The sequence below is a fragment of the Acinetobacter calcoaceticus genome (assembly GCF_051947995.1).
In the GTDB taxonomy this organism is placed as follows: domain Bacteria; phylum Pseudomonadota; class Gammaproteobacteria; order Pseudomonadales; family Moraxellaceae; genus Acinetobacter.
Genome location: NZ_JBLVVH010000001.1, coordinates 404,673 through 431,121 on the forward strand (window position 1 = coordinate 404,673; position 26,449 = coordinate 431,121).

The window sequence follows — 26,449 nt, forward strand, 5'->3', positions numbered from 1 at the left end:
GATGTCCTATCAAAATATATTAGTCCCGGTCGACGATTCTCCAATTTCTTATGCAGCGGTTCAACATGCACTATCTTTAGCCAAACTATCCGGAGCAAAAGTAACCGTTCTGAGTGTGGTTGTGGTTGACCCTTTTGTTGGCGTTGATTTTTACCAGTTGGCCCCTGCAGTTACCGATTATTTTATGCAGGCTGAAGCACACGCCAAAACCCAGTTGCAGGATATTGCCCAGTCCTTTGTGCGCGACGGTATACAAGTCGAGACCAAAATCCATCATGGTTCCGCCAGTGAAGGCATTATTTTTGTTGCCGACGAAGTGGGTGCCGACCTGATTGTGATGGGCTCACATGGACGTACAGGCGTCAAACGTTTATTGCTGGGTAGTGTGGCCCGTGCAGTTTTAACTGAATCACATATTCCGGTACTCATCGTCAAGCAATAATCCCCCCCATTTGCTTCATAAACCTTGTGCCCGATCACAAGGTTTTTTTCTTATCAGAATAAAAAGAATTGACCGCTTAGCCCCCCATCCTGAACATTTACAACCCTATGCCCGCTTTTGAAAAGATGCTTCACTACAAGCATGGACATTGCTTTTCTATTTAAAAATATTGAGTGAAATCAATTTGCTGCTAATAGAAAAAATGACCGTTAATAAAAATATCAGCGCTAAAAATAAGACACGGATTTCCAAGGATGATCACTATGAAACGCAATCCAATTTTAATCGGCATCTGTAGCCTATTTGCCGCCACCCTCAATCATGCTGCGGCACTGGATCAATCCAGCCAATCCATTTTACCCTTTCTGGAAAATGGCAATTATGTCGAGGTTGGCGCCACAGCGGTCGATCCTGATATTTCAGGAGAAATCCGTAATCGTCCTGAACTGGTCAATGATCCGCAAAATCTGAACTCAGGCAATATGGGCAATAGCTTTCAATATTATAGTGCCGCGCTCAAGCTGCAACTGACTGATCGAATCAGCTTTGGTCTGCTCTATGACCAGCCTTTTGGTGCCGATATTCGCTATCCGATGCAATCGAATAACACCTTCTCGGACAATGAATTTACCCAGCAAGGCACATCGGTCAATGTTGATACTGAAAGTATTAGCATGATTTTGGGTGTCAGTCCTTTTAGCAATTTTCAACTCTATGGCGGTGCTGTCTATCAATCTGTCAAAGGTGATGTCGCGCTACGTGGTAATTCATACAGTGAAGCCTTTAATGGCTATGATGCAAAATTTAAACAGGATCATGCGGTGGGCTGGCTGGCTGGGTTGAGTTATCAGATCCCGGATATTGCCTTAAAAGCTGCAGTGACCTATCGCTCCAAGATCGACCACGATATGCAAGTGACTGAGACCATGTTCGGTCAGCCTTTAGAAGTGACTACGCCAAGTAAAACCAAAATTTCGACGCCACAATCGGTGAATATTGATTTTCAGACAGGAGTGTATAAAGACACATTGCTCTATAGCAATCTACGTTGGGTCAACTGGAAAGATTTTCACATCCGCCCGACCCAGTTTGGCGCAGTCACCGAATACCTGACTGACTTGATCAGCGAAGGCAGCTATAGCGGTGGTTTTGATCTGGATAGCTACCAAAAAGATCAATGGACGGTCAATCTCGGACTCGGACATCAATTTACTGAAAAATGGAGTGCCTCCACAGAAGTCAGTTGGGACTCGGGTACAGGCGATCCTGCCTCCACCTTGAACCCCACTAAAGGCTCTTGGGGAATTGGCTTAGGTGCCCAGTTTAATCCTGCCCCGAACTACTTTATTGCCGCAGGCGTTAAATATTTCTGGTTAGGCGATGTGGTGGCCGAAGACGGTACCTATTACATTCCTGTACCGGGAATCAAACCGGTTGCTGAACAAGCCGATTTTAAAGATAACAGCGCCATTGGCTATGGTTTGAAGATGGGTTATCGCTTTTAGTCATTCAGTCTTATCCAGCCAAGTAGGCGCATGATCCGATTTAATTCCTGCGCCTACTTGGCTATTTTCTGGCATTCAATCCACCTATGAGATTAAAATCTCAAAGTATTACTTTAATAATGAATGTCATCTTCAGGAAAATCCGATGAAAAAAATCGCTGTTGTCTTTGCAATATGTATATCTGGCTTAGTTTCTCCTTTCACGACTTTTGCCAATTCGCCTGATCCCAAAGAGAGCATGGATATTTTTATTGGCACCTTAACTATTCAGGATAATAAAGCCATGTTAACGCGATTCGATATTGCGCAAAATGAATATGTGTTAAAAGATGCCGACTGGTCTAAGCAAAAGGCGGTATCAGGTTTTCTCTCCAATGCCACCAAACTAAAACAGCCGATTTATGCAGAAGTGATCGCGGCCTATAAAAGTGAAAAGGATATCAATATTCTATTGGTCGATTCCATTGAAAACCTGACCGAAGCAAAAAGCTGTCATTTAGCCGATTTGTTTTAAAGCTCCAGGTACACGGCAAGTTTTTAGCTCGAATATTGATGAGCAAAGCTTGATGACTCATAATCACTCACTAAAAGTTTGCCATGTCTCAAAAGCATGTGTGCGATACAGTTTTAATTCGGAGAATTGAGGAATAATTGCCTCACTCTGTGTGGGTCTTAAAAACACAAAATCATCGACCTGAATATCACAATTCTTCGGTACATTGACCAGCTCCTGATTACTGCTGCGCCCATACAAGGCATGGGTATGACACTGATCAGGATAAACATAATCAGCCAACCAATAGCCGCCATAAATAAACAGCGCCTTGCATTTATGCGGCAATTTATCCAGTAACGACATTGAAGGCAATTGGGTAAATGGCAATACCTTGAGCACAGGTGCAGCGATCCATAATGCAGGTTGCAATGCCTGTAAAAAATCACTGTCAAAATCACTCGGTTTTAACAACATTGAACCAAAAGACAAGTCATTGCAGACACTTGCAGTGGTATGCAAGCTAAAGGTTGGACTGCCACCGCCATTAAAACACAACGCCTCATTCCACAAGGTTGGGAACTGTTTTTGAATCAGTTGTTGATAATGCGCATAAGTCTGCTGGGAGCTGTGATAAGCCAGTTCAGGTTTTTTAATGATGGCAGGGATTTTGGTGACATGCGCATCATAGCCCATCAAGCCAGAAAGTTTTAAATACTGTGGATACTGCTGAATCAGCTTTAATATTTCGATCAGCTGTTGGGTTGACTGAACCCCACCACGATGTAAACCGACATCAATCTCGATATTCAGCTTTAGACAGCGCGAATAGGTCTGGGCAATCTCAAGATATTGCTGCACACGTTGCTTTGTATCCACCAGCCACTGAATATTGGCATTCGACCATGCTGCATGTTGTTGAAAAAAATGGCGTACCGCTTGAGCCGGCATCGGTTTACCCAACAAAATATCGGCTTCGGCAAAATTTTCTAATATCGAAATAATATGAGGTTGATGAAATACCATAAAACGCTGGGTATTGATCTGGGTAGATAACAACTTGAGTAAATCCAGACTGGCTAATGACTTCACCACCAGGCGTGCTTTTAAATGTGTGGCGTGAGCAAGGCGAATCTGAACATGCTGGATATTTTGTTTTAACGCGGCTTCATCGATGATCAGTTGTGGAGTCGCAATCCCCTGTTTTTTCAGGTCCAAATTGAGTTGTTTAAAATAATGATCCAACATGGCTATACCTTTTTCAATCAAAGAAAATTTACATGTAAGTTGATACGCGAAAAAGTCATCTACAACCTGCATGGTATAAAAAAGATAATGTATCTGCGATAAAACCAAATAAATGCAAGTAGAAAACAGGTTTTGTAGATGACAATGCCTTTGCTTACTTTGGGCGAAACCAAAGTAAGGCGAGCCGCAGGCTTATCCTAAAATAGATAAAAATTCGGCAAGACTCCGTTAAGTTAATTATTTTTCAATAAATTAAATAAACATTTAAGTCGAACCCAAGTTAAAACTAACCTAAAAGCAACTTTTCCAGATAAGGATTTAAAAACTTAGCTTCTGGGTCCAACTGCTGACGCAACACCATAAACTCATCCCACTTTGGATATAAAGTCCGTAATTGAGCCACTGTCAGGGTATGCATTTTCCCCCAATGCGGACGACCCCGATATTTCTGCAAAATCGGCTCAACTACCTCAAAAATTAACTTCGGATCTTGTTTGTGGTATTGATGCACTGAAATTGAAATGGAATCTTGCTGATAAAACGGACTGAGCCAGATATCATCCCCTTTCACAAAGCGAAATTCGAGTGGAAAAAAGGTGGCCACTTTATATTTTCTTAAGGCATGCAGTATTTCATCCAGACATTCAATTCCACGATCTACAGGAATCTGATACTCCATTTCATTGAACTTGGTATTACGCGGTGTCGGAAAGATTTTACTCGACCAATCCACATAGGTGGTCGGTTTAACAAAAATACCTAATAGCTTCTGTAAATACGGATTCAGTGCAGGAAAACTTCTGGTCAACTCTGAACAGAGGGTCAACAGCGTATCGTCAGACGGGAAATTTTCCTTACGCGGCAAAACTGCTTCATCGGTCTCATCCAAAGTTTTTAGCATCAACTGCTTTTCATGGGAAAACACAAAACATTCGATATGTCGATGCTGCTGCTTCCATTGCTGAATATGCTGCATCATGTCTTCTACCGGACACAGTTGAATATGCTCTTTGAGCTTATAGCGAGGCCGATTCTGCATGGTGATCTGAGTCAGGATACCCAAGCTTCCCAAAGACACCCGTCCTGCGGCAAAGATTTCAGGATGCTCTGTTCGACTGCATTGCAGGATTTCACCAGAAGCCGTCAATAGCTCAAAAGCCTCCACATAGGCTGAAATACAATGTAAATCTGCTCCTGTCCCATGTGTGCCCGTAGAGACCGCCCCTGCCAGACTTTGCTGATCAATATCACCCTGATTCATCAAGGCCTGATTAATCGAGTGCTGCTGTAAGTGCTGATCTAGATCATATAAACGGGTCCCTGCATAAATACTGCTCTGGCATCGGTCAAGATCCGTCGATGCAATACCTGCAATATGATCTAAAGACAATAAGGTGGCATCAGTACACACCAACGGCGTAAAGGAATGTCCAGCACCGACTACCCTTATTTTTTGTTGCTGTGCAACGATGGTCTGTAGTTCTTGAATATTGGCAGGATGTAAAACCTGTTGCGGTTTGGATTGTTGAAAACCGGACCAGTTTGACCAGACGCCTTGTGTTAAATCACTCATACTGCCTCTCCTTGGCTAACGGCAGTTTTTACATTGCCATGATTGCTGCGTTTTGCGAGTTCCTGTACTGGAATCGGTTGTGGTCTTGTCATTTCATCGTAATGACGTTTGTTTTTTTCCAGTAATAATTGTTCTGCTAATGCTTTGAATTTGCTCTGACAGGCAGCCAATGTCCATTGGCCAAATAAGGTATGTCCTCCCTCATACGCCTGCTCCTGATATTCCTCATAAGTAGTGACATAACCCATATAATCATTGCAGTAGGATGCTAACCAGACGCTTTCAATTGAAGCCTGTGCGGCAAGCGTCTGTTTAACCGTATCAACCACACGCTGTCCTGCGATGGTGGTAAATTCTCCTGGACAGCAAATCAAAGCCAATTGACCTAATCGCACGATCTGTAAGGGAACCACACTTGGAACTAAAGGACTGTGCTGAATCGCCCCAGCTTTCACTTGTCGGTTCATTTCTGCTATCAACGGATCAAGAAAACTCGGCGGAAAACCAATGGGTTGACCTAAAATCTTTTTGGAGCCAGCTTCCAGCAAAATCTGTTTCGGCCCTTGAGAGGCATACAGTTGCTGATACGCTACAAAATCAGCTGCATTGGAATGCCTGGTTTTCTGTTTGCGAAATTGATCGGCTAAAAATTGCATCCCCATAATTAAGGGTTTGGGCGCCCCTAAGCCATCGACAGGCGTACCTGCAAAAAATGCGGTACCGTGACAAGGCTGACTGGTCTTGGCATGCTTTTGCCCCGCTGCGAACTCATCTGGAATTTCAATATCACTCAGATCGACATAGGACAAAACCGCATCGATCTTGCCTTCAACATTTTTTAGATTTTTAGGCATCTGCTGTCGTAAGGCCGTCAAAGCCAGTTCACTTTGATAACGACCATTTTGTTGCGCGTACTGATATTCCTGCTCGCCTTTGATCTTATTGCGAATCTTGAGCTGGTCTTTGCCATGGAAATGTGGCGATACATCCCCCGCAGTTGCCTGAGCAAAAATCGTCACTGGATTTTGAATCCCTTGCTCAGTTAAAGCTTGTTCGGAAAATGCGGCTGCATAACCTTTATTATCGCTATCATAGGCGTTTAAAGAATTCCCCAAACAGGTTGCATGTACCCCGAATAAAGAAATAAAGGACTGTAGTTTTTGCTCACGATAGAAACCAATCAACTGCATTTCACGATTCAAGGCTAAATGCGTTTCAGCTTCGGTCCGTGACTGAACTTCTGGATTACGATTATAGGCTTTGATCGAACGATTCCATGCCACAGGTGTCTGTTCCGGGAAATGTTGAGTCGCTAAAAAAATCTCGGTGTCTTGTTCAGATGCAATCGCATTTTGAATACTCTGTACAATTGCCTCAACAATCGCCTTTAAATGTTCAGGCACAAATCCAGGGGTCGGCATATTATACAAAGCTTCATAGCCACAACCGCCAGGCCCAGAATGGGTATGGGTGGCCATGAGAAGCAGTTGATTTTCATCAAATTGCGAATCTAGAATTTGTGTAAGTTGCGCTACAGTTTGGCTGCGTATGGCATGGGTAATGCAGCCTACGTCCAGACAGCAGATCAACAGCCGGTTGTGCTGCTGATCGACAATACTCACGCTACGTGCAAATAAAGCTGTGCGCTGCTCATAGGCCCGATGTGACCATTGTCCATAACCGAACATGGCATAGCCTTTCGCTGTGATTTTGATTTTCTGCTTGTCCCAACCCACCTGATACATTACGACTTCCTTTTCAATTCTTTTTTTAACTGTCTTAAAGCATGTTGAAAGTTAATCAAAATTATGCGATACCCAACAGGGTTAAAGACACTTTTCTTTGGGGGGCTAAACGGACTTATGCCTATACACAGCAGCGATAAAAATGAGCAACAACAGTTTATTCTACCCACCATTCTGGCGAGCCTGATCCATTATGCAGAGCAACAGCAGTGGGATTATGCTGCATGGTTTCAAGATTCAGGTTTGGACATTGCGCAAATACGGCAAACCCAAGGGGTGGTTCGTTTTACCCAGCTTTGTGATGTGGTTCGGCAAGCCATTACAGCCTATCAGCAACCCGACCTCGGTTTAAAACTTGGCAGTAGTGAAGGTCTGATTTCGATGGGAATTTTGGGCTTTGCCATGCAGTCCTGTAAAACCGTGGCAGATGCTTTGGACATTGCGCTGCGCTACCATCGGATTTCTGGCAGCGTCTTGAATATTAACTTTTCCATCCATGCTGATCTGTGTGAGCTGGAAGTCACTGAACCCTATCCCTGCGATTCACTCAAAGCCTTTTTCTATGATGAATTATTCAGCAGCATCATTACCTGTTTAAATGCAATGCTAGGTGATCATGAGGATGTCATCAGTCTTGAGCTCAGCTATTTCCCAAGCGACTATCAACAACAATATCACGATCTGTTTGGCTGCCCCATCCAGTTTAACCGTGATAAAAATATCATGCGTTTTAGCCACCGCCTGTTACAGCGCAGCTTAAAAAATTACAGTCCCGCTAACTACGCAACTGCCATCCAGATCTGTGAACAGGCCCTAAAAGAAATCGTCCGGCTCAATCAGGTCGGCTATGTGCATTTACTCGATCATTTGATTGAACAGCATTTACCTGAGCGTTTTGAGATGCAACACGCTGCCGAACATTTACGGATCAGCGAACGCCATTTAAGACGGCAATTATTAGCAGAGGGCTTGAGTTTTCAACAAATCCGGCAAAATGTACTGGAACGCAAGGCCAAGCAGCTTATTGAACAGAACCTGTCAATGAGTGAGATTAGCCTGCAACTGGGTTTTAGCGAATTACGTGAATTCCGACGTGCCTTTAAACGCTGGACCGGACAAGCGCCTTCGATCTATAAACAAGAGGCTCATTTTTGATTAAATAACACTTTGAAAATTCTGGATTAATTGGTGCTATCTACTATTTTATATAGAACTTTTCTCAGGAATCACTGGTGCTACAAGTCATCCACAACCTGCGTGAAATTAATCAAATGCCATTTCTGCGATTAATTTAAAAAGATGATGGAAGTAAACAGGTTTTGTGGATGACAAAGTTTTTGGTTACTTTTTTAAAAAAGTAACTCCAGCCGAAGGCAAATCCTAAAATAGGATGAGATTCCCGTAAGAATCCACAACGACGATCGAACTATAAAATAAAAAAAAGCTCAGGATTTACCCAAGCTTTCTCATTTAAATCAAACCTTAACTCGCTGCCTGATAAAACGGTACATCACCGTTAATCGTGGCACGATGCATAATTCGATGCGCATCACCATAATCAAATAAAGCCTTATGCTGCGTACAACGATTATCCCAAATTGCCACATCGCCTGCCTGCCACTGCCAACGCAAATGGAACTGCTCATTGGTGGCATGCGCAAATAAATACTGGAGCAATTCAGCGCTTTCAGTTTCATCCAGCTCATTGATACGGGTAGTAAAGCCTTCACTCACAAACAAAATCGGTTGCCCCGTGACCGGATGCGTTCTCACCACAGGATGAACCACAGGAGGATTACGCTTAAAGGTTTCTTCCAGTTTTTGACGTTCAACATCATTATGTGCAAAACGTTCAATCGGGAAAGACTGACGGATGTCATGGGTTGCGGTTAAACCTTTTAACTTTTGCTGCAAGTCTTGATCCAAGGCAGCAAATGCCGCCGCGCCGCTCGACCACAGGGTATCACCGCCTACAGGTGGAATCTTGATGGCTTGCAATACACAGCCCAATGGCGGTTTCTGGCTAAAAGTCACATCAGTGTGCCAGAGTTCATTGTCACGCAAATCCTGTTTCCAGCTATCGAGCACAATGATTTCAGGAACATTGTCTACCGATGGATAGATCGGATGAATATGCAAGGAACCAAAACCACGCGCCAATTCAGCTTGTGCCTGAGGGGCAAGCTGCTGGTTGCGGAAGAAGATTACATGATGATCCAGCAAAGCCTGTTGAATTTGTTGTGTAGTATTTTCATCAGCCGTGTTTAAATCAACATCGTGAATAATGGCACCGATTGTTGGTTTAATAACTTCAATATTTAACGTCATCTTCTACTACTCACACTTATAACTGTTGGCCATACCAAGGAGATAATTGCTTCTGTAACCAACGCAAAAACAATTCAAAACTTACTGCGACAATCGCAATGACAATAATGCCGAGAACCACGGTATCGGTAATCAGGAATTGTGCCGCCGACTGCACCATAAAACCAATGCCCCGATCTGCTGCAACTAATTCCGAAGCCACCAAGGTTGACCAGCCTACACCCAAACCAATACGGACACCCGTTAAAATATGCGGTAATGCGGTCGGCAGAATCACATGCCAGAATACTTGCGACTGGCTCGCTCCCAAAGATAAAGCTGCACGCTCACGATTGAGCTGATGGCTGAGTACACCATGGGTACTGCTGATAATCACAGGCGCAAGGATCGAAAAGAAAATCAAAAGTACTTTGGTGGTTTCACCAATTCCGAACCAGATCACCAAGAGTGGCAAATAAGCCAAAGGTGGAATCGGACGCAATAACTCGACCAATGGATCAAGCACTGCACGCACCCATTTATTCAGTCCCATCCATAAACCTAAAGGCACCCCAATCGCAATCGCGGCAACCAAGGCCAATAAGACCCGAGAAATACTCGCGGCCAGATGCTGCCATAAGGTAGCTTTCATAAAGCCTTGCTGGCTGACTTCAAGGAACTTCTGCCATACCGCTTGCGGACTTGGTAAAAACAGGCTTGGGACAATTTTTAATGCTGTGATCAGATACCAGATCACCAATACACTCAATACACTGGAAAGACTGAGTACCAAACTGCGATGACGAGCAACAAAAGCCCCAATTGAACTCAAGACTGAATCCGAGTGTGCATTGTTGGTCGCTTGCAGTTGTTCTGCCTTGCTCAACTCATAAGCGGTGTTTTTTGCTTGACCCGTCATACAGCCACCTCATGTCCTGCCTGCTTCTGTACGCGTAAGCGTTCAAACAGTTGCTCACGTAACTGGATAAATTGTGGATCGGACTTAATCGCACGGATTGATTCACCCTGCTGATAACGATCGGCAAAATCCAGTTTTAAGGTCTCGACGATTTTTCCAGGACGCGCCGTCATCAACACCAGCTGATTGCTCAGCAAAAGCGCTTCCTCAATGTCATGTGTGATCAGGAAGAACGATTTATTTTGTTCAATCCATAAATCCAGTACCAACTGCTGCATGGTTTCACGGGTAAAGGCATCCAGCGCAGCAAAAGGCTCATCCAGCAAAATGAATGCCGCATGGCTGATCAAGGCACGTGCAATACCGACGCGTTGTTTCATGCCCCCTGACAATTCCCAGATATTGGCTTGTGCCACATGGCTTAAACCCACAATTTTCAGGATTGCATCGACTTGCTGTTGAATGTCTTGCGCTTTCAAGCCTTTGAGCTGTAAAGCAAAACCGATATTTTCAGAGACATTTAACCAAGGTAACAATGCATGATCCTGAAACACCACCGCACGGCGTGCATCGGGTGCAGTCACCACTTCATGATCCAGTGTAATCTGGCCCGAACTTGGCTGTTGAAAGCCCGCCAAGATATTCAACAATGTTGTTTTACCACAGCCAGACTCGCCCAAAACCACAGTCAAGGTGCCTTCCTCAATCTTAAGATTGATATCTTGCAATACAGGCACGGTCTGTTTGGGAAAGGTTAAATGAAGATGCTCGGCAGCTAATACGCTCATTTCGATCTCCTATGGCTGTAAGAATTGGGTGGTGACATTCGCTTGATAATCAGGTTTTACTTGATCCACCTTGCCTTGGCTTTTTAGGAATGTTGCGGTATCGAAAATATTTTTGGCAAACTCACCCGCTAAAGTCGCATGTTGTTGCTGGCCATTCAGATAAATATTGCCGGATAACAGTAGAGGAATATCCTTCACATCAGAGCCTGTCAGCTGAGCAATTTTCTGGATATTATCGGCATTTTGTTCAAATGCTTTCGGATCTTGCTGATACGCTTCAACTTGTTTCAAGCTGGTTTGCACAAAGGCTTTTAAGAATTCTGGATTTTTTTCAGCAAAATCTTTACGTACTACCCATAAATCATAAGTTGGTGCGCCCCACTCGCCGACCTGTTTCGAATCGGTCAAGACATGCCCACTGGCTTTGACTTTGCTTAATGCAGGTTCCCAGACATAAGTGGCATCAATATCACCACGTTCCCAAGCTGCCGTGATTTCAGGTGGACGCAAGTTAATAATCTTGACCTGGTTATCGGCAATATTCCAATGCTTGAGTGCTGACAACAAGCTGTAATGTGTGGTTGAAACGAACGGCACCGCAATGGTTTTGCCAATCAAGTCTTGCGGGTTTTTGATGCCGGATTTATTGCTGACCACGAGGGCTTCTGAACCACCTAATTTTGCTGTGACCAGAAAGACTTCAATCGGTAAATCACGGCTTGCTGCAGCGGCCAGCGGACTGGAACCGATATTGCCGATCACCACATCACCCGAAGCCAATGCATTGACCACATCTGAACCTGCATCAAACTTACGCCATTGAATGGCTTGCTTACTGTCACGCTCATAATCACCATTGGCCTGTGCAACCTTGGTTGGATCAACACCAGTCTGATAGGCAATCACCACTGCCTTGTTGTTTTTGGACTGAACAGGCGCAGCATCTTTTTGATTTTGATAGACAATAAAAGCAACAATCGCCACAAGGACGATCGCTGTAACAATTAGCGGCTTGGTGTTCTTGATGCCCATAATTAGATGATCTTTCAACAATATAGGCTTATGGTATGCGGCATGCCTTATGATTAAAAATAAGAAAAAGTGAGTTACTTATTCCTTTATAAGATAAGAATAAGTCTTAGACAATTTATGCTGTTTTTATCATCAATAGCGATATTTTTCAGTGCTCTTGCATTTAATTTTCCAAACTCTCCTTTTTAAATATTTGTGATACAACTTAATGGAAAAGTAAAATATTTATTCCTGATAATGTCATCTTTAAATCCAATAAATGTATTTATTAAAAAACGGTTTTAAACCATATTCTGAATAAGCTAATAAATACCCATTATTTATCAAAAATAGATATATAAATAAATTTTGATTATTTTCCTGAATATAAAAACAGTCCTAAGATAAAAACATCATCCCGCTGATGTATATAAAGGTTATAAAAATGAATGCTCAATTTGATTCTGCTCAAGCTGCAGAATCCAACTTCACTTCAGACGGTTCTTCAAACGATCCACAAGATATCCTGCAACGCGCACAACAATATGCAGAAGACAATGAGCTTGATTTTACCGGCAGTATTCCGCCTGTTGAAGCATGGTTTCTGGTTCAACAAGGTCATGCCATCTTAGTGGATGTCCGCACCAATGAAGAACGTAAATTTGTCGGTTATGTGCCTGAAAGTGTCCATGTGGCATGGGCAACCGGTACCTCATTCAACCGAAATCCACGTTTCCTGAAAGAACTGGATAGCAAGGTCGGCAAAGACAAAACCATTCTATTACTCTGCCGTAGTGGTAAACGCTCGGCTTTGGCAGCGACTGCGGCCTTTAGTGCCGGGTTTGCCCAAGTCTATAACGTGCTAGAAGGCTTCGAAGGCGATCTGAACGAACAGCAACAACGAAATCAAAGCAATGGCTGGCGTATTCATCAATTACCTTGGCTACAAGATTGATATGGCTTTTCAAGCTTGATGTTTTTTTAATCCCTCATTTTGCAAGGAACTCTCGTGAGCCAATGGAAAATACAGCCGGTGGTCGAAGGCTTACAACAAGCACGACACGAATGGCGGGAGCGGCAACACCGTATCAAGGAATTTGGTGGACGCGAACTTCCATCCAAAGAGGCGCTTAAATCAATACTAGATGATCTGTGCGGCATTCTATTTCCAATGCGGCTTGGACCCAGTGAGCTGCGTCAGGAAACAGAAGATTATTATATTGCCTATACGCTTGACCGGGTTTTGAATGCCCTGTTTGCACAGGTCAAACTGGCTTTAAATTATGAAGCCAAAAGTCGGGTAAAACCGGTTCCCATTTCGAATAACGACAGGCTGCTATATGAACAGCAAGTCGCTTTGGCACAGACCATCGTGCAGGACTTTGCCAACACCCTGCCGGACATCCGTCGTCTACTGGATGCCGATGTCTGTGCAGCCTATGAAGGCGATCCTGCAGCACATAGCGTCGATGAAGTACTGCTCTGCTATCCAGGAATTTTAGCGATTATTCATCATCGTGTCGCCCATCAGCTCTATCACAGTGTACCGCTGCTCTCACGGATTATTTCTGAACTGGCCCATTCAGCCACCGGGATTGATATTCATCCTGGAGCGCAAATCGGGAAAGGCTTCTTTATCGATCATGGTACCGGCGTGGTGATTGGCGAAACCTCGGTGATTGGTGAATATGTCCGCATCTATCAGGCGGTCACGCTCGGCGCAAAACGCTTCGAAGTCAATGAAGATGGCGCACTGAAAAAAGATTATGCCCGTCATCCGGTTGTTGAAGACCACGTGGTGATTTATGCAGGTGCAACCATTTTAGGCTGCATTACCATTGGTAAAGGCTCCATTATTGGCGGCAATGTCTGGCTCACCCATAGCGTTGCAGCAGGCAGCCAGATTTTACAATCCCCCAGCGAGTCCTTGCATAACAGTAAAGTTTAATTAAATGAAGCAGATGGTTTTTAGATTAAACCGTCTATATTTGTATTTTATATTTATTTTTTATAAATATATTCTTATGAGTCATATAATCACAACACAGCATTATTTATCTCATATTAATATTTTTAAAAATAATAAATCAGCACTAGTCTAATTCAATAAATGATTAAACCACATTGTAATAAGACCAACCCTTTTTATTAACAAAGCCAAAAAACAACAGGAAAATTGATTCATGGCAAAAACCAACGACAAAGCCCAACTTGCACTTGGCGATCATGCAGCCAGACAGCTTGCCAACGCCACCAAGACCGTTCCACAACTTTCGACCATTACTCCGCGCTGGCTCACACATTTATTACAATGGATTCCTGTTGAAGCAGGTATTTATCGTGTTAACCGTGTCAGCAACACCGATGATATCCAAGTGGCATGTACGCAACGTGATGAAGCGACTTTGCCGCAAACCTTTGTTGATTATGATGCGCAACCGCGTGAATATTTCTTGAATGGTGTGTCTACCGTCTTGGATATTCATACCCGAGTTGCCGATCTTTACAGCAGCCCGCACGATCAAATTAAAGAACAATTGCGCTTAACCATTGAAACCATTAAAGAACGCCAAGAAAGCGAGCTGATCAATAATCCCGAATATGGTTTATTGGCCAGCGTTGCAGATGAACAACGTATCTCAACTTTAAATGGCCCGCCAACACCAGATGACTTTGATGATTTACTGCGTAAAGTCTGGAAAGAACCCGGTTTCTTCCTGGCACATCCAGATGCGATTGCAGCATTCGGTCGTGAATGTACCCGTCGTGGCGTGCCACCACCAACCGTCAGTTTATTCGGTTCTCAGTTTATTACCTGGCGTGGTGTGCCACTGATTCCATCCAACAAGATTCCAGTGGAAGATGGTAAAACCAAAATCCTGCTCCTCCGTGTAGGTGAAAAACGTCAAGGTGTGGTGGGCTTGTTCCAACCGGGCTTGGCAGGCGAGCAGTCCCCTGGTCTTTCCGTACGTTTTATGGGCATCAACCGCAATGCAATTGCGTCTTATCTGATCTCACTATACTGCTCATTGGCGGTATTGACCGAGGATGCGTTGGCTGTACTCGAAGATGTGGAGGTGGACAAATATCATGACTACCCAGTTAACTACAAGTAAGCTTTCATCTACAGCTGCTGGGCAAGGTCATCCGACGGGTTCTGAAGTGGTCGGTGTTCAACCACCGTCCAACTTCCCGGATGAAGCAACACTTTCAAGGCTTGCCACTGAATTTTTTGCTGCATTGCCAAGCTCTGGCAGTGGCCATCCTTCTGGTTTGAATCTGGACCTGCCCAATATCGGTACTCCACCCCATCACCCCCAACCTGCTGAACCTTTAGCAGCGTTAAGTGGTCGTGCGCCCAATATTGCCTATGAAAAAAGTTTGAATCCTGAATATCCTGAGCATATCCCCAACTATCCCGATTATCCGGAACGTCGTGCCATTGCCTCTGCGCCCGTGGTCGGCGGGGCGAATTTACCTCGCCCACCGATTGAACCAAATTTTCCACAGGCCATTCATAGTGCACCGAATGTACCTTTGGTTGAGCCTTCTCGTCCGTCTATAAGCGAGGCATCGCCGTTTTATTTTTTAAATGATTTTGCAGCACCCAGCTCATCTAGCTCTGAATTTGATGCTGCCAGTTTTGCGACGGCACAATCATTTCAATTGCCGCATGGCGATGCGCTAAAAAAAAGTGTGTTGCAGCAAGATTCTCAAGCTTCAACTCAAGCACAAAATAATGCAACTTCAGGCTTTTACTTCTTGGATCTGCCACAACACAATGCAGGCTATGGCAATTACCAAGCTTCACAACCGCAGTTTGTTGCCAGTGCGGCGCAACCTTTGGATATTCAGGCGATTCGTCGTGATTTTCCCATTTTGCAAGAACGCGTCAATGGTCGACCTCTGGTCTGGTTTGATAATGCAGCGACTACGCAGAAGCCACAAAGCGTGATTGATCGTATTGCCTATTTTTATCAGCACGAAAATTCCAATATTCATCGCGCTGCACATGAACTGGCAGCACGTGCAACCGATGCCTATGAACATGCACGTAATGTGGTCGCTCGTTTTATTGGGGCAAAATCATCCAAGGAAATCATTTTTGTTCGTGGCACCACCGAAGGCATTAACCTGATTGCCAAAACGTGGGGTGAACAAAATATTGCTGAAGGTGATGAGATCATCGTGTCGCATCTTGAGCATCACGCTAACATCGTACCGTGGTTCCAACTGAGCAAAAAAGTCGGTGCCAAACTCCGTGTCATTCCCGTGGATGATACCGGTCAAATCATTCTGGAAGAACTGCCAAAATTAATCAATGAACGGACCAAACTGATCTCGATTACCCAGGTGTCCAATGCCTTAGGTACCGTCACGCCTGTCGCCGAGGTGATCAAAATCGCGCATGCCAAAGGTGTACGGGTCTTGGTTGATGGTGCTCAATCGGTTTCCCATATGCCAACCGATGTCCAAGCGATTGATGCCGATTTCTTTGTATTCTCAGGGCATAAAGTATTTGGACCGACAGGCATTGGTGCAGTCTATGCCAAACCTGAAATTCTGGAAACCATGCCAGTGTGGGAAGGTGGCGGCAATATGATTCAGGATGTGAGCTTTGAACAAGTGGTTTATCAACCTGCCCCAAACAAGTTTGAAGCAGGCACGGGTAATATTGCCGATGCAGTTGGTCTCGGTGCTGCACTGGAATATGTGGAACGCCTCGGCATTCATAATATTGCCCGTTATGAACATGACTTGCTCGAATATGGTCAACATGCATTGAGTACGGTTTCAGGTTTGAGACCAATTGGTACAGCCAGAAATAAAGCCAGTGTGATGTCCTTTACCCTTGCAGGTTATTCAACCGAGCAAGTGGGTAAGGCACTGAATCAACATGGCATTGCAGTACGTTCAGGACACCATTGTGCTCAGCCGATCTTGCGTCGTTTTGGTGTGGAACAGACGGTGCGCCCATCTTTGGCATTTTACAACACCACACAAGAAATTGATTTGCTGGTATCAGTCTTACATCAACTGAGCAGAAACAAACACAGTACTTAAACGCTCTGCAATAAAAAAGACTGCCTCAGTGCAGTCTTTTTTCTATTCAGGCAAAGGCAACGCTCCAGATCAAGCGTATTGCCACTGCACTCAAGATCACGCCCATCACCCGCTCGAAATATACGCCAAACTCCAAAAAGCGTTTCCGTACAATCGGTTGTGCAAACATGATGCTGACTAAAATGAACCATGATGCATTCACCAGACACATCCAGATGCCATAACCGATTTGAACCTTTAACGGTGTGGTCGGACTCACAATCGTGGTAAAAATCGCCAGAAAAAACACGGTCGCTTTCGGATTCAACGCGTTGGTCAAAAAGCCCATATTAAAGGCCTGGATTAAGCTCGGTTTGCCCAGCGCTTCGCCTGCCAGAATATCCAGATTGGCATTCGGTTGACTACGTAAACATTGCCAACCCAAATAAATCAAATAAGCCGCCCCAGCTATGCGTAATAGCGACATTAACCAGACGCTTTGCTGGATCAGCACACCCACACCTACCAAGGTATAAAATACATGTACCGAAATGCCGACACCAATGCCGATTGCAGTGATACAGCCAATTAAATAGCCATATCGCACACTCTGCCGTACTGTAATAATAAAATCAGGACCCGGTAAAACGACTGCCATAAAATGGATCAATGCCAAGGCCAGAAACTCATGTCCATACAACTGCCACATTTGATTTATCTCCATCATGACTACAGGAAAAAGATTGTATTGCGATTTTTAAAGCGCGATAATCCAATCAAAATCCAAATAACTTTTGCTTCATGAGCACAAATCAAAGTCTGGTTCTGTTAAATGAAATGGCAACCTTTGTCAAAGTTGTCGAAACGGAAAGCTTTTCTGAAACGGCACGACAGCTCGGTTCTACCCCTTCTGCCGTGAGCCGCGCCATTGCCCGTTTAGAACGGGCCTTAGGTACACGCTTATTGCATCGCACCACACGTAAACTGCGCTTAAGTGAAAGTGGTCAACAGGTCTATGAACGCTGTGTCGACATGGTCAATGCGGCACAGGCAGTAATGGAAAGCTCGGGACAGTTTCATATTGAACCACAAGGCGTAATTCGGATCAGTGTGCCCAAAGCCGTTGGGCATTTTATGCTGCATCCACATTTGCCCGAATTCCTGGCACTATATCCTCAAATTGATATTCAATTGCTATTGGAAGACCGTTATATTGACTTGATTGATGATGGAGTCGATCTGGCGATTCGTATTACCGAACAGCCACCGGGTGGTTTGATGGGACGGAAACTGATTGATATTGATCATTTAATCTGTGCCACACCTGAATATTTACAGCAACATGGTATCCCGCAACATCCACATGATTTAAGGCAGCATCAATGTATTTATTTGGGTGAACAGCCCAATGATTCGAAGTGGAAATTCCAGCAAGAACAGAAATCGATTACGGTACCAGTCCGTGGTCGTTATGCAGCCAATCATACCGGCGTGCGTCTCAGTGCCGCTTTACAGCATCTAGGCATTGCCAGTTTACCTTACTTCGTGGCACGCCATGCCTTAGAACAAGGGAGTTTGGTTCAAGTTTTACCTGATTGGCATTTTAAAACCCATTACAGTGGTGGTGCATGGTTGCTCTATCCACCTACCCGTCATGTTCCACCTAAATTGAGTGTGTTCATTCAATATCTGGCGGAAAAATTAGCCGCAGAACCAGTCTTATTTCCGCAAAATACGCCAAGCTAAAACGATCACTTTCATTTATAAATCTGGCGTCAATAGCAAACCAGATGAAAATCAATATATCTTAAAATATTGATTTTCATTTATATCTAAATTGAAATCATCCATTTATAAAACGATAAAAAGCATCTTTATTTTTATCCTGTGCAATAGACAATGCACAAAAACAGATATTTTTTGCTGCATAAGTTATTTTTCTTCATTTTGCATAATCGCTAATCTAACAACCAAGTTGTTATAACAAGTTTAAGTGCAATGAACCAACCGATTGTGAATAAAGTAAGTGGCGAACGCCCATTGTATGATCAAGTCTATCAGGCCCTGCTGCAACAGATCGTCGAGGGGAGCTATCAGATTCATCAGCAATTGCCATCTGAAAAAGAACTGAGTGAATTATTTAATGTCAGTCGTATCACCATTCGTCAGGCACTCAATCAACTTCAGCTCGAACACCTGGTTTACAAGATTCAAGGCAAAGGTACTTTCGTCAGCGCACCGAAAACCTTCCAAAACATTTCCCAGCTACAAGGCTTTGCAGAAGCCATGACCAATATGGGACATGAGGTGTTTAACGTGGTCAAAGAATTTCGCTTTATTCCCGCCACACCGCAAATTGCATCGAAATTAAAACTTTCAGTGAACAGTACCGTGGTGGAAATCAAACGTATTCGCCTGCTTAACCGCAAACCCGTTTCATTTGAACTAACCTATTTACCCGAATCGATTGGTTTAGCTTTGCAAGAGATCAATCTCTCCACGCGCGATGTGTTTTTAGCGATTGAAGAAGATTTATCCATTGCCTTGGGACATGCCGATTTAAACATTGACGCCACCCTGGCTGATGAAGAACTCAGTGAACTGCTGCAAGTCGATATCAATGCACCACTATTAAGAGTGGAGCGACTGACTCACGATCATGCCGGACATCCAATTGACTTCGAATATCTCTACTTCTCGGGAGAGATTTTCCAATACCGTTTAAGGGTCGATCGAAAAAGAAATACCTAACATCAGCAACCGTGTGAATTAAAACGCACTCAAAAAGGCACAACATGAATACGATTACACTGGACTATGACATTGTCGTCATCGGTGGGGGGACGGCTGGCCCAATGGCAGCCATCAAAGCCAAAACAGCCAACCCCAACCTGAAAGTTTTACTGATTGAAAAAGCCAATGTGAAACGCAGTGGCGCAATTTCAATGGGCATGGACGGCCTGAATAATGCCGTCATTCCAGGCTATGCCACACCTGAGCAATACACCAAGGAAATTACCATTGCCAATGATGGCATTGTCAATCAAGCCACCGTCTATGCCTATGCCAAACACAGTTTCACCACCATTCAGCAACTGGATCAATGGGGGGTGAAATTTGAAAAAGATGAAACCGGTGAGTACGCGGTCAAAAAAGTCCATCACATGGGCGCTTATGTACTGCCGATGCCTGAAGGCCATGACATTAAAAAAGTCCTGTATCGCCAACTGAAACGTGCTCAGGTCAAGATCAATAACCGCATTGTCACCACCCGCCTGCTGAAAAATGCCGAAGGCGCCATCAACGGCGTACTCGGTTTTGATTGTCGTACGGGTGATTTCTATGTGATCAAGACCAAGGCTGCGATTTTATGTTGTGGGGCTGCTGGACGTTTGGGCCTACCAGCATCTGGCTATTTAATGGGCACCTATGAGAATCCAACCAATGCCGGCGATGGCTATGCCATGGCTTACCATGCAGGGGCTGAACTCTCCAATCTGGAATGCTTCCAGATCAATCCATTGATTAAAGATTACAACGGCCCTGCCTGTGCCTATGTGACCGGTCCTTTGGGGGGATATACCGCCAACAGCAAAGGTGAACGCTTTATTGAATGTGACTACTGGTCAGGCCAAATGATGTGGGAATTTTATCAGGAACTGCAAAGTGGCAATGGCCCGGTGTTCCTAAAAATGGACCATCTGGCCGAGGAAACCATTCAAACCATTGAAGAAATTCTACATAGCAATGAACGCCCAAGTCGTGGACGTTTTCATGAAGGTCGTGGCACCGATTACCGACAAGACATGGTGGAAATGCAGATTTCAGAAATCGGTTTCTGTAGTGGTCACAGTGCTTCTGGGGTATGGGTCAATGAAAAAGCCGAGACCTCGGTCAAAGGCCTGTATAGCGCAGGCGATATGGCCGCTGTTCCGCATAACTACATGCTCGGTGCCTTTACCTATGGCTGGTTTGCTGGGGTCAATGCCGCTGAATATGTCGTAGCACAAGCCGATTCAGAACTGAATGCGCAAGAAATTGAAGCTGAAAAAACCCGTATTTTTGCGCCTTTACACCGTCCAGAAGGGCTGTCACCGGAACAAGTGGAATACAAGTTGCGTCGTATGGTCAACGACTACTTACAGCCACCGAAAACCCGACAGAAAATTGAGATTGCACTGAAACGCTTTGAGGAAATCAAAGCCGATATCGACCAGATCAATGCCAGTCATCCCCATGAACTGATGCGTGCTGCCGAAGTCGCTGTGATTCGTGACTGTGCCGAAATGGCCGCACGGGCCTCGCTCTTTCGTGAAGAAAGTCGCTGGGGTCTCTATCACTACCGTGCAGATTGCCCTGAAAAAAATGATCGGGACTGGTTCTGTCATGCTCATCTGAAAAAGGATCAGCACGGCAACATGATCAGCTTCAAAAAAGCAGTTGAGCCCTATCTGATCCCGATTGAGCAAGATGAGGCCAACGCCTACAACCTGTTACGGATTAATAAAAAATTCGTCGCCGAGACAGTCGAATAAGGAATAACACATGGCTTTTATTTTTAAAGAAATTGCCCACCGCACTGCCGCACCTGTGTTGGTGGATGAAGACAAATGTATTGCGGACAAGGGCTGCACCGTCTGTGTGGATGTCTGTCCAATGGACTTATTGGCAATCCATCCGGTCAGCAACAAAGCCTATATGCAGTTTGATGAATGTTGGTATTGCATGCCATGCGAGAAGGACTGCCCGACCGATGCCATTCAGGTCAACATTCCATATTTACTTAAATGAGGGGAACCACATGAGACTTAACCACTTGGCCCAAAGCCTGATTCTAAGCAGTAGTTTACTGCTGATCTTTAGCCCGACACATGCAGAAAATATCCGCATCGCCATTGGTACCCAAGATACCACCATTAACTGTGCCACAGGCGGCTTGCTGATTCGCGAGTTAAATCTACTACCCAAATATTTGCCAAAAACAGGTAAATATAAAGATGTCAAATACGATATTGTCTGGAAAAATTTTACTTCTGGAGCACCATTAACCAGCGAAATGGTGGCTGGTCGTCTGGATATTGGCGCCATGGCAGACTTCCCAGCGGTGAATAACAATGTCGCGTTTAAAAAGACAGGTAAAGAAAGTATTTTCCTGAGTGTGCTTTCTGGCAGTACCACGGGAAGTGGTAACGGCATTGTGGTTCCTGTGGATTCGGAAATCACTTCGATTCAGGAACTCAAAGGCAAAACCATTTCGGTCCCTTTTGCTTCAACTGCACATGGTCTATTACTGCGCGCCATTGCTGCACAAGGTTGGGACCCGAAAAAGGATGTCAAAATTATTGCCCAAGCGCCTGAAGTGGCAGGCCCAGCCCTGAAAAGCAATAAGGTTGATGCCCATGCCGACTTCGTCCCTTTTGCAGAATTATTTCCCTACCAAGGTTTTGCCCGCAAAATTTATGACGGCGCACAGGCCAAGACCCCAACCTTTCATGGTTCTTTAGCCAGCAAATCCTATGCTCAACAATATCCAGAAATTATTCAGGCCTACTTACGCGCGACCATTGAAGCCGATCAGCTGATCCGTAAACAACCTGAAAAATATAGTGAACTGATCGCAGCCAAAACAGGTATCCCTGCCGAAGTGGTGTATTTATTTCATGGACCTCTCGGCGTACAGACCCGTGACCTGACCTGGAAACCTGAATACAAACGTGCCACGCAAACCGCAGTCGATACCCTGAAATATCTGGGTCGTGATGATGTTGATCTTAATGTCAATCAATTCATTGATGAGCAATACATCAAAAAAGCCTTTCAGAGTGCCGGCCTGAATTACGCGCAACAGCTCAAAAATTACGCTCAATCCCCTCTCGTTGCCAAAGATGCCCTGACGCAAAAACCGATTCAGAGTTTTGATCGGGTCACACAAATTTGGGTGAAAGGTGAAGCCCAAGTGCGTAGTTATGCTACACCTGAAACGGCCTTTGCAGATTTAAATAAATTAAAGCAGAGCGGTAAAAACATCCGTGTGGTGTACAACCAAGACCGTAATTTAAAAATCAAATTACTGGCGAATCTGGCATGGTATGCAACCGATAAAAACGGTCAGATCAGTGCCTTCTTACTACGTGGAGATGCCAACAATTGGGCCAAAGCACATGGCGGCAAAGTCTATGACTTTAATCATGCTCAAAAGTTGGTGAAGTGATCAAATCCCTCCCAACCTCCCTTTAGAAAGGGAGGAGCCTCACGAATCTTATTCAGTCTTTAGACTCGTGAAAAGTCCCCCTGTAAAAGGGGGATTTAGGGGGATTTTGAGATTCAGGAGAAAACAATATGAATAGTTTAGCGGATACCCAACCGATTCAGTCTAAGGCAATCCGCCCTGTGCTGATATTTTCAAAAAGTCGTGTCATTTCATACAGCTTAGGTGCCTTGTCACTGGTGATCAGTCTGGTATTTTGGCAACTGGCTTCACAGCATCATTTGAATTTAGGGCTAATCAATTTTGCCAATGTGCCTTCGCCACGAGAGGTGATTCAGTCTTTAGTTGCTTTTGTCGAACTGGATACCGCGCTTGCTCATGTCAAAGCCAGTATTGCTCGTGTTCTGATTGGCTTCTTGCTCGCCTCCGTGGTTGGTGTCATTTTAGGATTATTGATTGGTTATTCCAAAACGCTGGCGGCTCTATTGATGCCACCCTTGGAAATTTTGCGTCCGATTCCAGCTGTGGCATGGATTCCCTTGGCCATTCTAATGTTTCCATCATCAGAAGCCTCGATGATTTTTATTACCTTTTTAGGTGCGTTATTTCCAGTCCTGCTCAATACCATTCATGGCGTTGAAGGCGTAGATCAACGTTTAATTGCTTCCGCCAAAAGTCTAGGTGCGGGTCAGTTTGCCATCTTGCGCGAAGTGATTATTCCGGGTTCCTTACCGAGTATCACCACAGGTCTCGCGATTGGCATGGGTACCTGCTGGTTCTGTCTGGTCACGGCTGAAATGATCTCTGGTCAGCTTGGGATTGGCTATTTCACATGGGAATCCTTCACCTTGCAAAACTACGCAGACATTATTGTCGGCATGCTATTGATTGGCGCATTAGGCATGTTCAGCAGTGCTTTTCTGCGCTATCTCGGTAAAAAACTTACCCCTTGGTATCAGTTAAGGAAGGCATAACATGCGTCAGTACGGTCATATTCATTTAAACAATATCAACCTGCATCTGGGTCAGGATAAACAACGCTTTCAGGCACTGGATCAGGTCTCTTTTGACGTTCAGGCGGGTGAATTTGTCTGTTTACTAGGCCCTTCGGGTTGCGGTAAATCAACGTTGCTTGGTGCACTGGCAGGTCATTTACCGATCAGTTCAGGCACCATGTTGCTGGATCAAAAAGCTATTGAAAAACCTTCTTCGGATCGTGGTTTGGTATTTCAGCAACACACCCTATTTCCATGGAAAAGTGTGTTGGACAATGTTTGCTTTGGCTTAAAAATGAAAGGAATTTCCAAGGCTAAAAGACAAGAACAATCAGCACAAATGATTGAACTGGTCGGCTTAAAAGGTTTTGAACATCAATATCCTGCCGAGTTATCCGGTGGCATGCAACAGCGGGTTGAAATTGCACGCGTGTTGATTAATCAGCCTCGTGTATTGCTGATGGATGAACCCTTTGGCGCGCTGGATGCGCAAACCCGTTTAAAGATGCAGGAACTGCTACTTGAAATCTGGCAAAGCATTCAGACCTCGGTGCTGTTCATTACCCACGATATTGATGAAGCCTTATTTCTGGCGGATCGGGTCCTGATCATGAGTCATCGTCCGGGACGTATTATTGAAGAAATCAAACTGGATTTCCCCCGCCCAAGACATGTTGATCTGGTAACTTCGACTGAATTTACCCAAATTAAAAAACATTGCATTCAAGTATTAAAACAGGCCACCCAAGCCGAACTGAGCCGGTTAAATCCACTCGGTTTAAATCAGAAAGCCGCTGTTTAGGAAGCATAAAAGATGAATCTAAATTACCCTCTCCTGACCGATATTGATGCGGATTATGCCGATTATCTCCTTCAACTGAATCAGGACGATGAAAATATCCGCTTTGTCGCACTGATGAATATTGCCGATGAGGAACAAACCGAATTATTGGCTTGGTTACAGCATGCAGTGTTACATGATCCTGCCAGCAAGGTGCGTGAGTTGGCAGCCACCCGCTTAGAGGGCTGGGAGGATGCAACGTCTTTAAATACCTTGGCTCAAGCCTTGAGCGATCCCCATGAAAATGTACGTGTTGCAGCCGCGCAAAGCTTAAGTGAAATTAAACACTCCGCATCGGCTGGGCATTTGGCAAGTTATTTAAGGCATCAAGATGACTTTGTGCTTGCTTCAGTGTTAAGAGCAATTAAGGAATTACGCGCTGAGCAGCTGTTTGATGATATTTTGCAACAGCTACAACATGTCAATCCTTTGGTACGTAAGGAAGCCGTCAGCAGCTTAAGCTGGTTGCAGAAAGCTGAGGGATTATCTGCTTTGGCACAAATTGCCCAGTTTGATGTTGATGCTGAAATCCGTCGTATCGCCACAGGCGGATTGGCAGCCAGTCAAGTTTTAACGTCCGAAATTTTATCGGCCTTACACCGTTCTCTTACCGCCGAAGCATGGCAACTCCGGGTCGAAGCTGCCTTGACCATTGGAAAACTAAAAGCCTTCGAATTAGAACAGCCACTGTTGCAACAGTTGGATGATGCTTACTGGCAAGTACGGATTGCGGTGGCCCGCAGTTTAGGCTTACTTCGCTCCAAAGCTTCGATTGCCAAACTTCAGGAAAATTTCCAGCATGACATCAGTAACTTGCGCAAAGAAGTGGCGATTGCCTTAGGGGAAATTGGTGGAGAACAGGCCCAGCATATTTTATTGCAACATGCGGAAGACCCAGATCCCGAAGTACGCAAATCGATTCGTATCGGGCTGGCGCTGATTCAGGAGAAACAAGATGTCGCTTAAACCAGATCAGCTTAAAGTCGATACCGAACAGCAACGCCTGTTGCTGTCCTGGCAGGATGGCACAGAAAAGCAGTTTAGCCATGCCCAACTGAGAGCCAGTTGTCCTTGCGGATTTTGTCGAGCCAAACGCCTACGTCAGCAAGAAATTCAATATCCTGAGCATGTCGCCATCTCTGCAATCTACTCACAGGGTTACGGCATTCAAATCTGTTTTGATGATGGACATGACCAAGGTATCTTTCCCTGGGCATTTTTAAAAGCCTTGAATCTGTCATAAAACATTCAAATAACTTATATACAAACCCTAAAAGGATATGAATTTTTTAGATTTATAAACCAAAATTTAAGTGTAATATATTTAACAA

Annotated in this window: 25 protein-coding genes; 17 read left to right on the forward strand and 8 right to left on the reverse strand. The window is 44.5% G+C overall.

Annotated elements, in window-relative coordinates:
• Position 1: 1 nt before the first annotated feature.
• From ACNQO6_RS01990 to ACNQO6_RS02000, 3 genes are all read left to right on the forward strand, one after another.
• Positions 2 to 442 (forward strand): universal stress protein, encoded by a 441-nt coding sequence (locus tag ACNQO6_RS01990; protein WP_005284457.1) that lies wholly within the window; start codon positions 2 to 4, stop codon positions 440 to 442.
• A 263-nt stretch (positions 443 to 705) separates the two neighbouring features.
• Positions 706 to 1,947, forward strand: coding sequence for an OmpP1/FadL family transporter (locus ACNQO6_RS01995; protein WP_440207932.1), 1,242 nt, complete (start codon positions 706 to 708; stop codon positions 1,945 to 1,947).
• 145 nt (positions 1,948 to 2,092) lie between these two features.
• Entirely contained in the window at positions 2,093 to 2,461 is a 369-nt protein-coding gene (locus ACNQO6_RS02000; RefSeq protein ID WP_440207933.1) for a hypothetical protein, read from the forward strand.
• Positions 2,462 to 2,524: 63 nt separating this feature from the next.
• Here ACNQO6_RS02000 and ACNQO6_RS02005 read toward each other — a convergent pair whose 3' ends face one another.
• The 3 genes from ACNQO6_RS02005 to ACNQO6_RS02015 form a co-directional block, all read right to left on the reverse strand.
• On the reverse strand, positions 2,525 to 3,688 hold the full coding sequence (locus tag ACNQO6_RS02005) for an alanine racemase (protein WP_440207934.1): 1,164 nt from the start codon (positions 3,686 to 3,688) through the stop codon (positions 2,525 to 2,527).
• Between the two features lie 286 nt (positions 3,689 to 3,974).
• A complete protein-coding gene (locus tag ACNQO6_RS02010) occupies positions 3,975 to 5,261 on the reverse strand; it encodes a D-arabinono-1,4-lactone oxidase (protein ID WP_440207935.1) in 1,287 nt (428 codons plus the stop codon).
• Positions 5,258 to 7,006 (reverse strand): neutral/alkaline non-lysosomal ceramidase N-terminal domain-containing protein, encoded by a 1,749-nt coding sequence (locus ACNQO6_RS02015; RefSeq protein ID WP_440207936.1) that lies wholly within the window; start codon positions 7,004 to 7,006, stop codon positions 5,258 to 5,260. Before ACNQO6_RS02015 ends, ACNQO6_RS02010 begins: the two co-directional genes overlap by 4 nt.
• Positions 7,007 to 7,069: 63 nt before the next feature.
• Here ACNQO6_RS02015 and ACNQO6_RS02020 point away from each other — a divergent pair, with 63 nt between their 5' ends.
• Positions 7,070 to 8,161: an AraC family transcriptional regulator gene (locus tag ACNQO6_RS02020; protein WP_440207937.1), complete on the forward strand. Its 1,092-nt coding sequence runs from the start codon at positions 7,070 to 7,072 to the stop codon at positions 8,159 to 8,161.
• 327 nt (positions 8,162 to 8,488) lie between these two features.
• Here the strand turns inward: ACNQO6_RS02020 and tauD are convergent, their stop codons facing one another.
• Genes tauD through tauA form a run of 4 tightly spaced genes read right to left on the reverse strand, consistent with a single transcriptional unit; the run spans position 8,489 to position 12,070 of the window.
• Positions 8,489 to 9,334: a taurine dioxygenase gene (tauD, locus tag ACNQO6_RS02025; protein WP_005229319.1), complete on the reverse strand. Its 846-nt coding sequence runs from the start codon at positions 9,332 to 9,334 to the stop codon at positions 8,489 to 8,491.
• 16 nt (positions 9,335 to 9,350) lie between these two features.
• Entirely contained in the window at positions 9,351 to 10,232 is an 882-nt protein-coding gene (gene tauC, locus ACNQO6_RS02030; protein WP_009514724.1) for a taurine ABC transporter permease TauC, read from the reverse strand.
• Entirely contained in the window at positions 10,229 to 11,020 is a 792-nt protein-coding gene (locus ACNQO6_RS02035) for a taurine ABC transporter ATP-binding protein (RefSeq protein WP_009514775.1), read from the reverse strand. Before ACNQO6_RS02035 ends, tauC begins: the two co-directional genes overlap by 4 nt.
• Before the next feature lie 9 nt (positions 11,021 to 11,029).
• Positions 11,030 to 12,070 carry a taurine ABC transporter substrate-binding protein gene (gene tauA, locus ACNQO6_RS02040; RefSeq protein WP_171070922.1) on the reverse strand — a complete coding sequence of 347 codons (1,041 nt, stop codon included), beginning with the start codon at positions 12,068 to 12,070 and terminating at the stop codon, positions 11,030 to 11,032.
• A gap of 406 nt (positions 12,071 to 12,476) precedes the next feature.
• On the opposite strand from tauA, the gene ACNQO6_RS02045 reads away from it, so the two are divergent.
• From ACNQO6_RS02045 to ACNQO6_RS02060, 4 genes are all read left to right on the forward strand, one after another.
• Positions 12,477 to 12,986 (forward strand): rhodanese-like domain-containing protein, encoded by a 510-nt coding sequence (locus tag ACNQO6_RS02045; RefSeq protein ID WP_440207938.1) that lies wholly within the window; start codon positions 12,477 to 12,479, stop codon positions 12,984 to 12,986.
• A gap of 36 nt (positions 12,987 to 13,022) precedes the next feature.
• The gene (gene epsC, locus ACNQO6_RS02050; protein WP_150953190.1) at positions 13,023 to 13,979 is read left to right on the forward strand and encodes a serine O-acetyltransferase EpsC; all 957 of its coding nucleotides are present in this window, start codon (positions 13,023 to 13,025) and stop codon (positions 13,977 to 13,979) included.
• A 235-nt stretch (positions 13,980 to 14,214) separates the two neighbouring features.
• Entirely contained in the window at positions 14,215 to 15,147 is a 933-nt protein-coding gene (locus ACNQO6_RS02055) for a family 2A encapsulin nanocompartment shell protein (RefSeq protein WP_199949319.1), read from the forward strand.
• Positions 15,122 to 17,095: a family 2A encapsulin nanocompartment cargo protein cysteine desulfurase gene (locus ACNQO6_RS02060; protein WP_440207939.1), complete on the forward strand. Its 1,974-nt coding sequence runs from the start codon at positions 15,122 to 15,124 to the stop codon at positions 17,093 to 17,095. The genes ACNQO6_RS02055 and ACNQO6_RS02060 overlap by 26 nt, the downstream gene beginning before the upstream one ends.
• Positions 17,096 to 17,141: 46 nt before the next feature.
• Here the strand turns inward: ACNQO6_RS02060 and ACNQO6_RS02065 are convergent, their stop codons facing one another.
• Entirely contained in the window at positions 17,142 to 17,783 is a 642-nt protein-coding gene (locus tag ACNQO6_RS02065) for a LysE family translocator (RefSeq protein ID WP_440207940.1), read from the reverse strand.
• A gap of 92 nt (positions 17,784 to 17,875) precedes the next feature.
• Here ACNQO6_RS02065 and ACNQO6_RS02070 point away from each other — a divergent pair, with 92 nt between their 5' ends.
• The 9 genes from ACNQO6_RS02070 to ACNQO6_RS02110 all read left to right on the forward strand — a co-directional run bounded on the left by ACNQO6_RS02070 (position 17,876) and on the right by ACNQO6_RS02110 (position 26,361).
• On the forward strand, positions 17,876 to 18,820 hold the full coding sequence (locus ACNQO6_RS02070) for a LysR family transcriptional regulator (protein ID WP_440207941.1): 945 nt from the start codon (positions 17,876 to 17,878) through the stop codon (positions 18,818 to 18,820).
• A 252-nt stretch (positions 18,821 to 19,072) separates the two neighbouring features.
• The gene (locus tag ACNQO6_RS02075; protein WP_440207942.1) at positions 19,073 to 19,825 is read left to right on the forward strand and encodes a GntR family transcriptional regulator; all 753 of its coding nucleotides are present in this window, start codon (positions 19,073 to 19,075) and stop codon (positions 19,823 to 19,825) included.
• Between the two features lie 44 nt (positions 19,826 to 19,869).
• Entirely contained in the window at positions 19,870 to 21,609 is a 1,740-nt protein-coding gene (locus ACNQO6_RS02080; protein ID WP_440207943.1) for a fumarate reductase/succinate dehydrogenase flavoprotein subunit, read from the forward strand.
• A gap of 10 nt (positions 21,610 to 21,619) precedes the next feature.
• Positions 21,620 to 21,865 (forward strand): 4Fe-4S dicluster domain-containing protein, encoded by a 246-nt coding sequence (locus ACNQO6_RS02085; protein WP_038345284.1) that lies wholly within the window; start codon positions 21,620 to 21,622, stop codon positions 21,863 to 21,865.
• A 10-nt stretch (positions 21,866 to 21,875) separates the two neighbouring features.
• Positions 21,876 to 23,285, forward strand: coding sequence for an ABC transporter substrate-binding protein (locus tag ACNQO6_RS02090; protein WP_440207944.1), 1,410 nt, complete (start codon positions 21,876 to 21,878; stop codon positions 23,283 to 23,285).
• Positions 23,286 to 23,413: 128 nt separating this feature from the next.
• Positions 23,414 to 24,256 carry an ABC transporter permease gene (locus ACNQO6_RS02095; RefSeq protein ID WP_440207945.1) on the forward strand — a complete coding sequence of 281 codons (843 nt, stop codon included), beginning with the start codon at positions 23,414 to 23,416 and terminating at the stop codon, positions 24,254 to 24,256.
• 1 nt (position 24,257) lies between these two features.
• Positions 24,258 to 25,079, forward strand: a complete 822-nt coding sequence (locus ACNQO6_RS02100; RefSeq protein ID WP_440207946.1) for an ABC transporter ATP-binding protein — start codon at positions 24,258 to 24,260, stop codon at positions 25,077 to 25,079.
• Between the two features lie 12 nt (positions 25,080 to 25,091).
• Positions 25,092 to 26,084, forward strand: a complete 993-nt coding sequence (locus ACNQO6_RS02105; protein ID WP_440207947.1) for a HEAT repeat domain-containing protein — start codon at positions 25,092 to 25,094, stop codon at positions 26,082 to 26,084.
• Entirely contained in the window at positions 26,074 to 26,361 is a 288-nt protein-coding gene (locus ACNQO6_RS02110) for a DUF971 domain-containing protein (protein WP_440207948.1), read from the forward strand. Before ACNQO6_RS02105 ends, ACNQO6_RS02110 begins: the two co-directional genes overlap by 11 nt.
• The last annotated feature ends 88 nt before the right edge of the window (positions 26,362 to 26,449 follow it).

What these genes read in the sequence shown, in the direction of transcription:
- ACNQO6_RS02010 (WP_440207935.1), bottom strand. Translation starts at nt 5,261, where the DNA reads ATGAGTGATTTAACACAAGGCGTCTGGTCAAACTGGTCCGGTTTTCAA.
- ACNQO6_RS01990 (WP_005284457.1), top strand. Translation starts at nt 2, where the DNA reads ATGTCCTATCAAAATATATTAGTCCCGGTCGACGATTCTCCAATTTCT.
- ACNQO6_RS02005 (WP_440207934.1), bottom strand. Translation starts at nt 3,688, where the DNA reads ATGTTGGATCATTATTTTAAACAACTCAATTTGGACCTGAAAAAACAG.
- ACNQO6_RS02090 (WP_440207944.1), top strand. Translation starts at nt 21,876, where the DNA reads ATGAGACTTAACCACTTGGCCCAAAGCCTGATTCTAAGCAGTAGTTTA.
- ACNQO6_RS02105 (WP_440207947.1), top strand. Translation starts at nt 25,092, where the DNA reads ATGAATCTAAATTACCCTCTCCTGACCGATATTGATGCGGATTATGCC.
- ACNQO6_RS02015 (WP_440207936.1), bottom strand. Translation starts at nt 7,006, where the DNA reads ATGTATCAGGTGGGTTGGGACAAGCAGAAAATCAAAATCACAGCGAAA.
- ACNQO6_RS02095 (WP_440207945.1), top strand. Translation starts at nt 23,414, where the DNA reads ATGAATAGTTTAGCGGATACCCAACCGATTCAGTCTAAGGCAATCCGC.
- ACNQO6_RS02080 (WP_440207943.1), top strand. Translation starts at nt 19,870, where the DNA reads ATGAATACGATTACACTGGACTATGACATTGTCGTCATCGGTGGGGGG.
- ACNQO6_RS02055 (WP_199949319.1), top strand. Translation starts at nt 14,215, where the DNA reads ATGGCAAAAACCAACGACAAAGCCCAACTTGCACTTGGCGATCATGCA.
- ACNQO6_RS02045 (WP_440207938.1), top strand. Translation starts at nt 12,477, where the DNA reads ATGAATGCTCAATTTGATTCTGCTCAAGCTGCAGAATCCAACTTCACT.
- ACNQO6_RS02020 (WP_440207937.1), top strand. Translation starts at nt 7,070, where the DNA reads ATGCGATACCCAACAGGGTTAAAGACACTTTTCTTTGGGGGGCTAAAC.
- tauD (WP_005229319.1), bottom strand. Translation starts at nt 9,334, where the DNA reads ATGACGTTAAATATTGAAGTTATTAAACCAACAATCGGTGCCATTATT.
- ACNQO6_RS02060 (WP_440207939.1), top strand. Translation starts at nt 15,122, where the DNA reads ATGACTACCCAGTTAACTACAAGTAAGCTTTCATCTACAGCTGCTGGG.
- ACNQO6_RS02070 (WP_440207941.1), top strand. Translation starts at nt 17,876, where the DNA reads ATGAGCACAAATCAAAGTCTGGTTCTGTTAAATGAAATGGCAACCTTT.
- ACNQO6_RS02100 (WP_440207946.1), top strand. Translation starts at nt 24,258, where the DNA reads ATGCGTCAGTACGGTCATATTCATTTAAACAATATCAACCTGCATCTG.
- ACNQO6_RS02110 (WP_440207948.1), top strand. Translation starts at nt 26,074, where the DNA reads ATGTCGCTTAAACCAGATCAGCTTAAAGTCGATACCGAACAGCAACGC.
- ACNQO6_RS02035 (WP_009514775.1), bottom strand. Translation starts at nt 11,020, where the DNA reads ATGAGCGTATTAGCTGCCGAGCATCTTCATTTAACCTTTCCCAAACAG.
- ACNQO6_RS02065 (WP_440207940.1), bottom strand. Translation starts at nt 17,783, where the DNA reads ATGTGGCAGTTGTATGGACATGAGTTTCTGGCCTTGGCATTGATCCAT.
- tauC (WP_009514724.1), bottom strand. Translation starts at nt 10,232, where the DNA reads ATGACGGGTCAAGCAAAAAACACCGCTTATGAGTTGAGCAAGGCAGAA.
- ACNQO6_RS01995 (WP_440207932.1), top strand. Translation starts at nt 706, where the DNA reads ATGAAACGCAATCCAATTTTAATCGGCATCTGTAGCCTATTTGCCGCC.
- ACNQO6_RS02075 (WP_440207942.1), top strand. Translation starts at nt 19,073, where the DNA reads ATGAACCAACCGATTGTGAATAAAGTAAGTGGCGAACGCCCATTGTAT.
- ACNQO6_RS02085 (WP_038345284.1), top strand. Translation starts at nt 21,620, where the DNA reads ATGGCTTTTATTTTTAAAGAAATTGCCCACCGCACTGCCGCACCTGTG.
- ACNQO6_RS02000 (WP_440207933.1), top strand. Translation starts at nt 2,093, where the DNA reads ATGAAAAAAATCGCTGTTGTCTTTGCAATATGTATATCTGGCTTAGTT.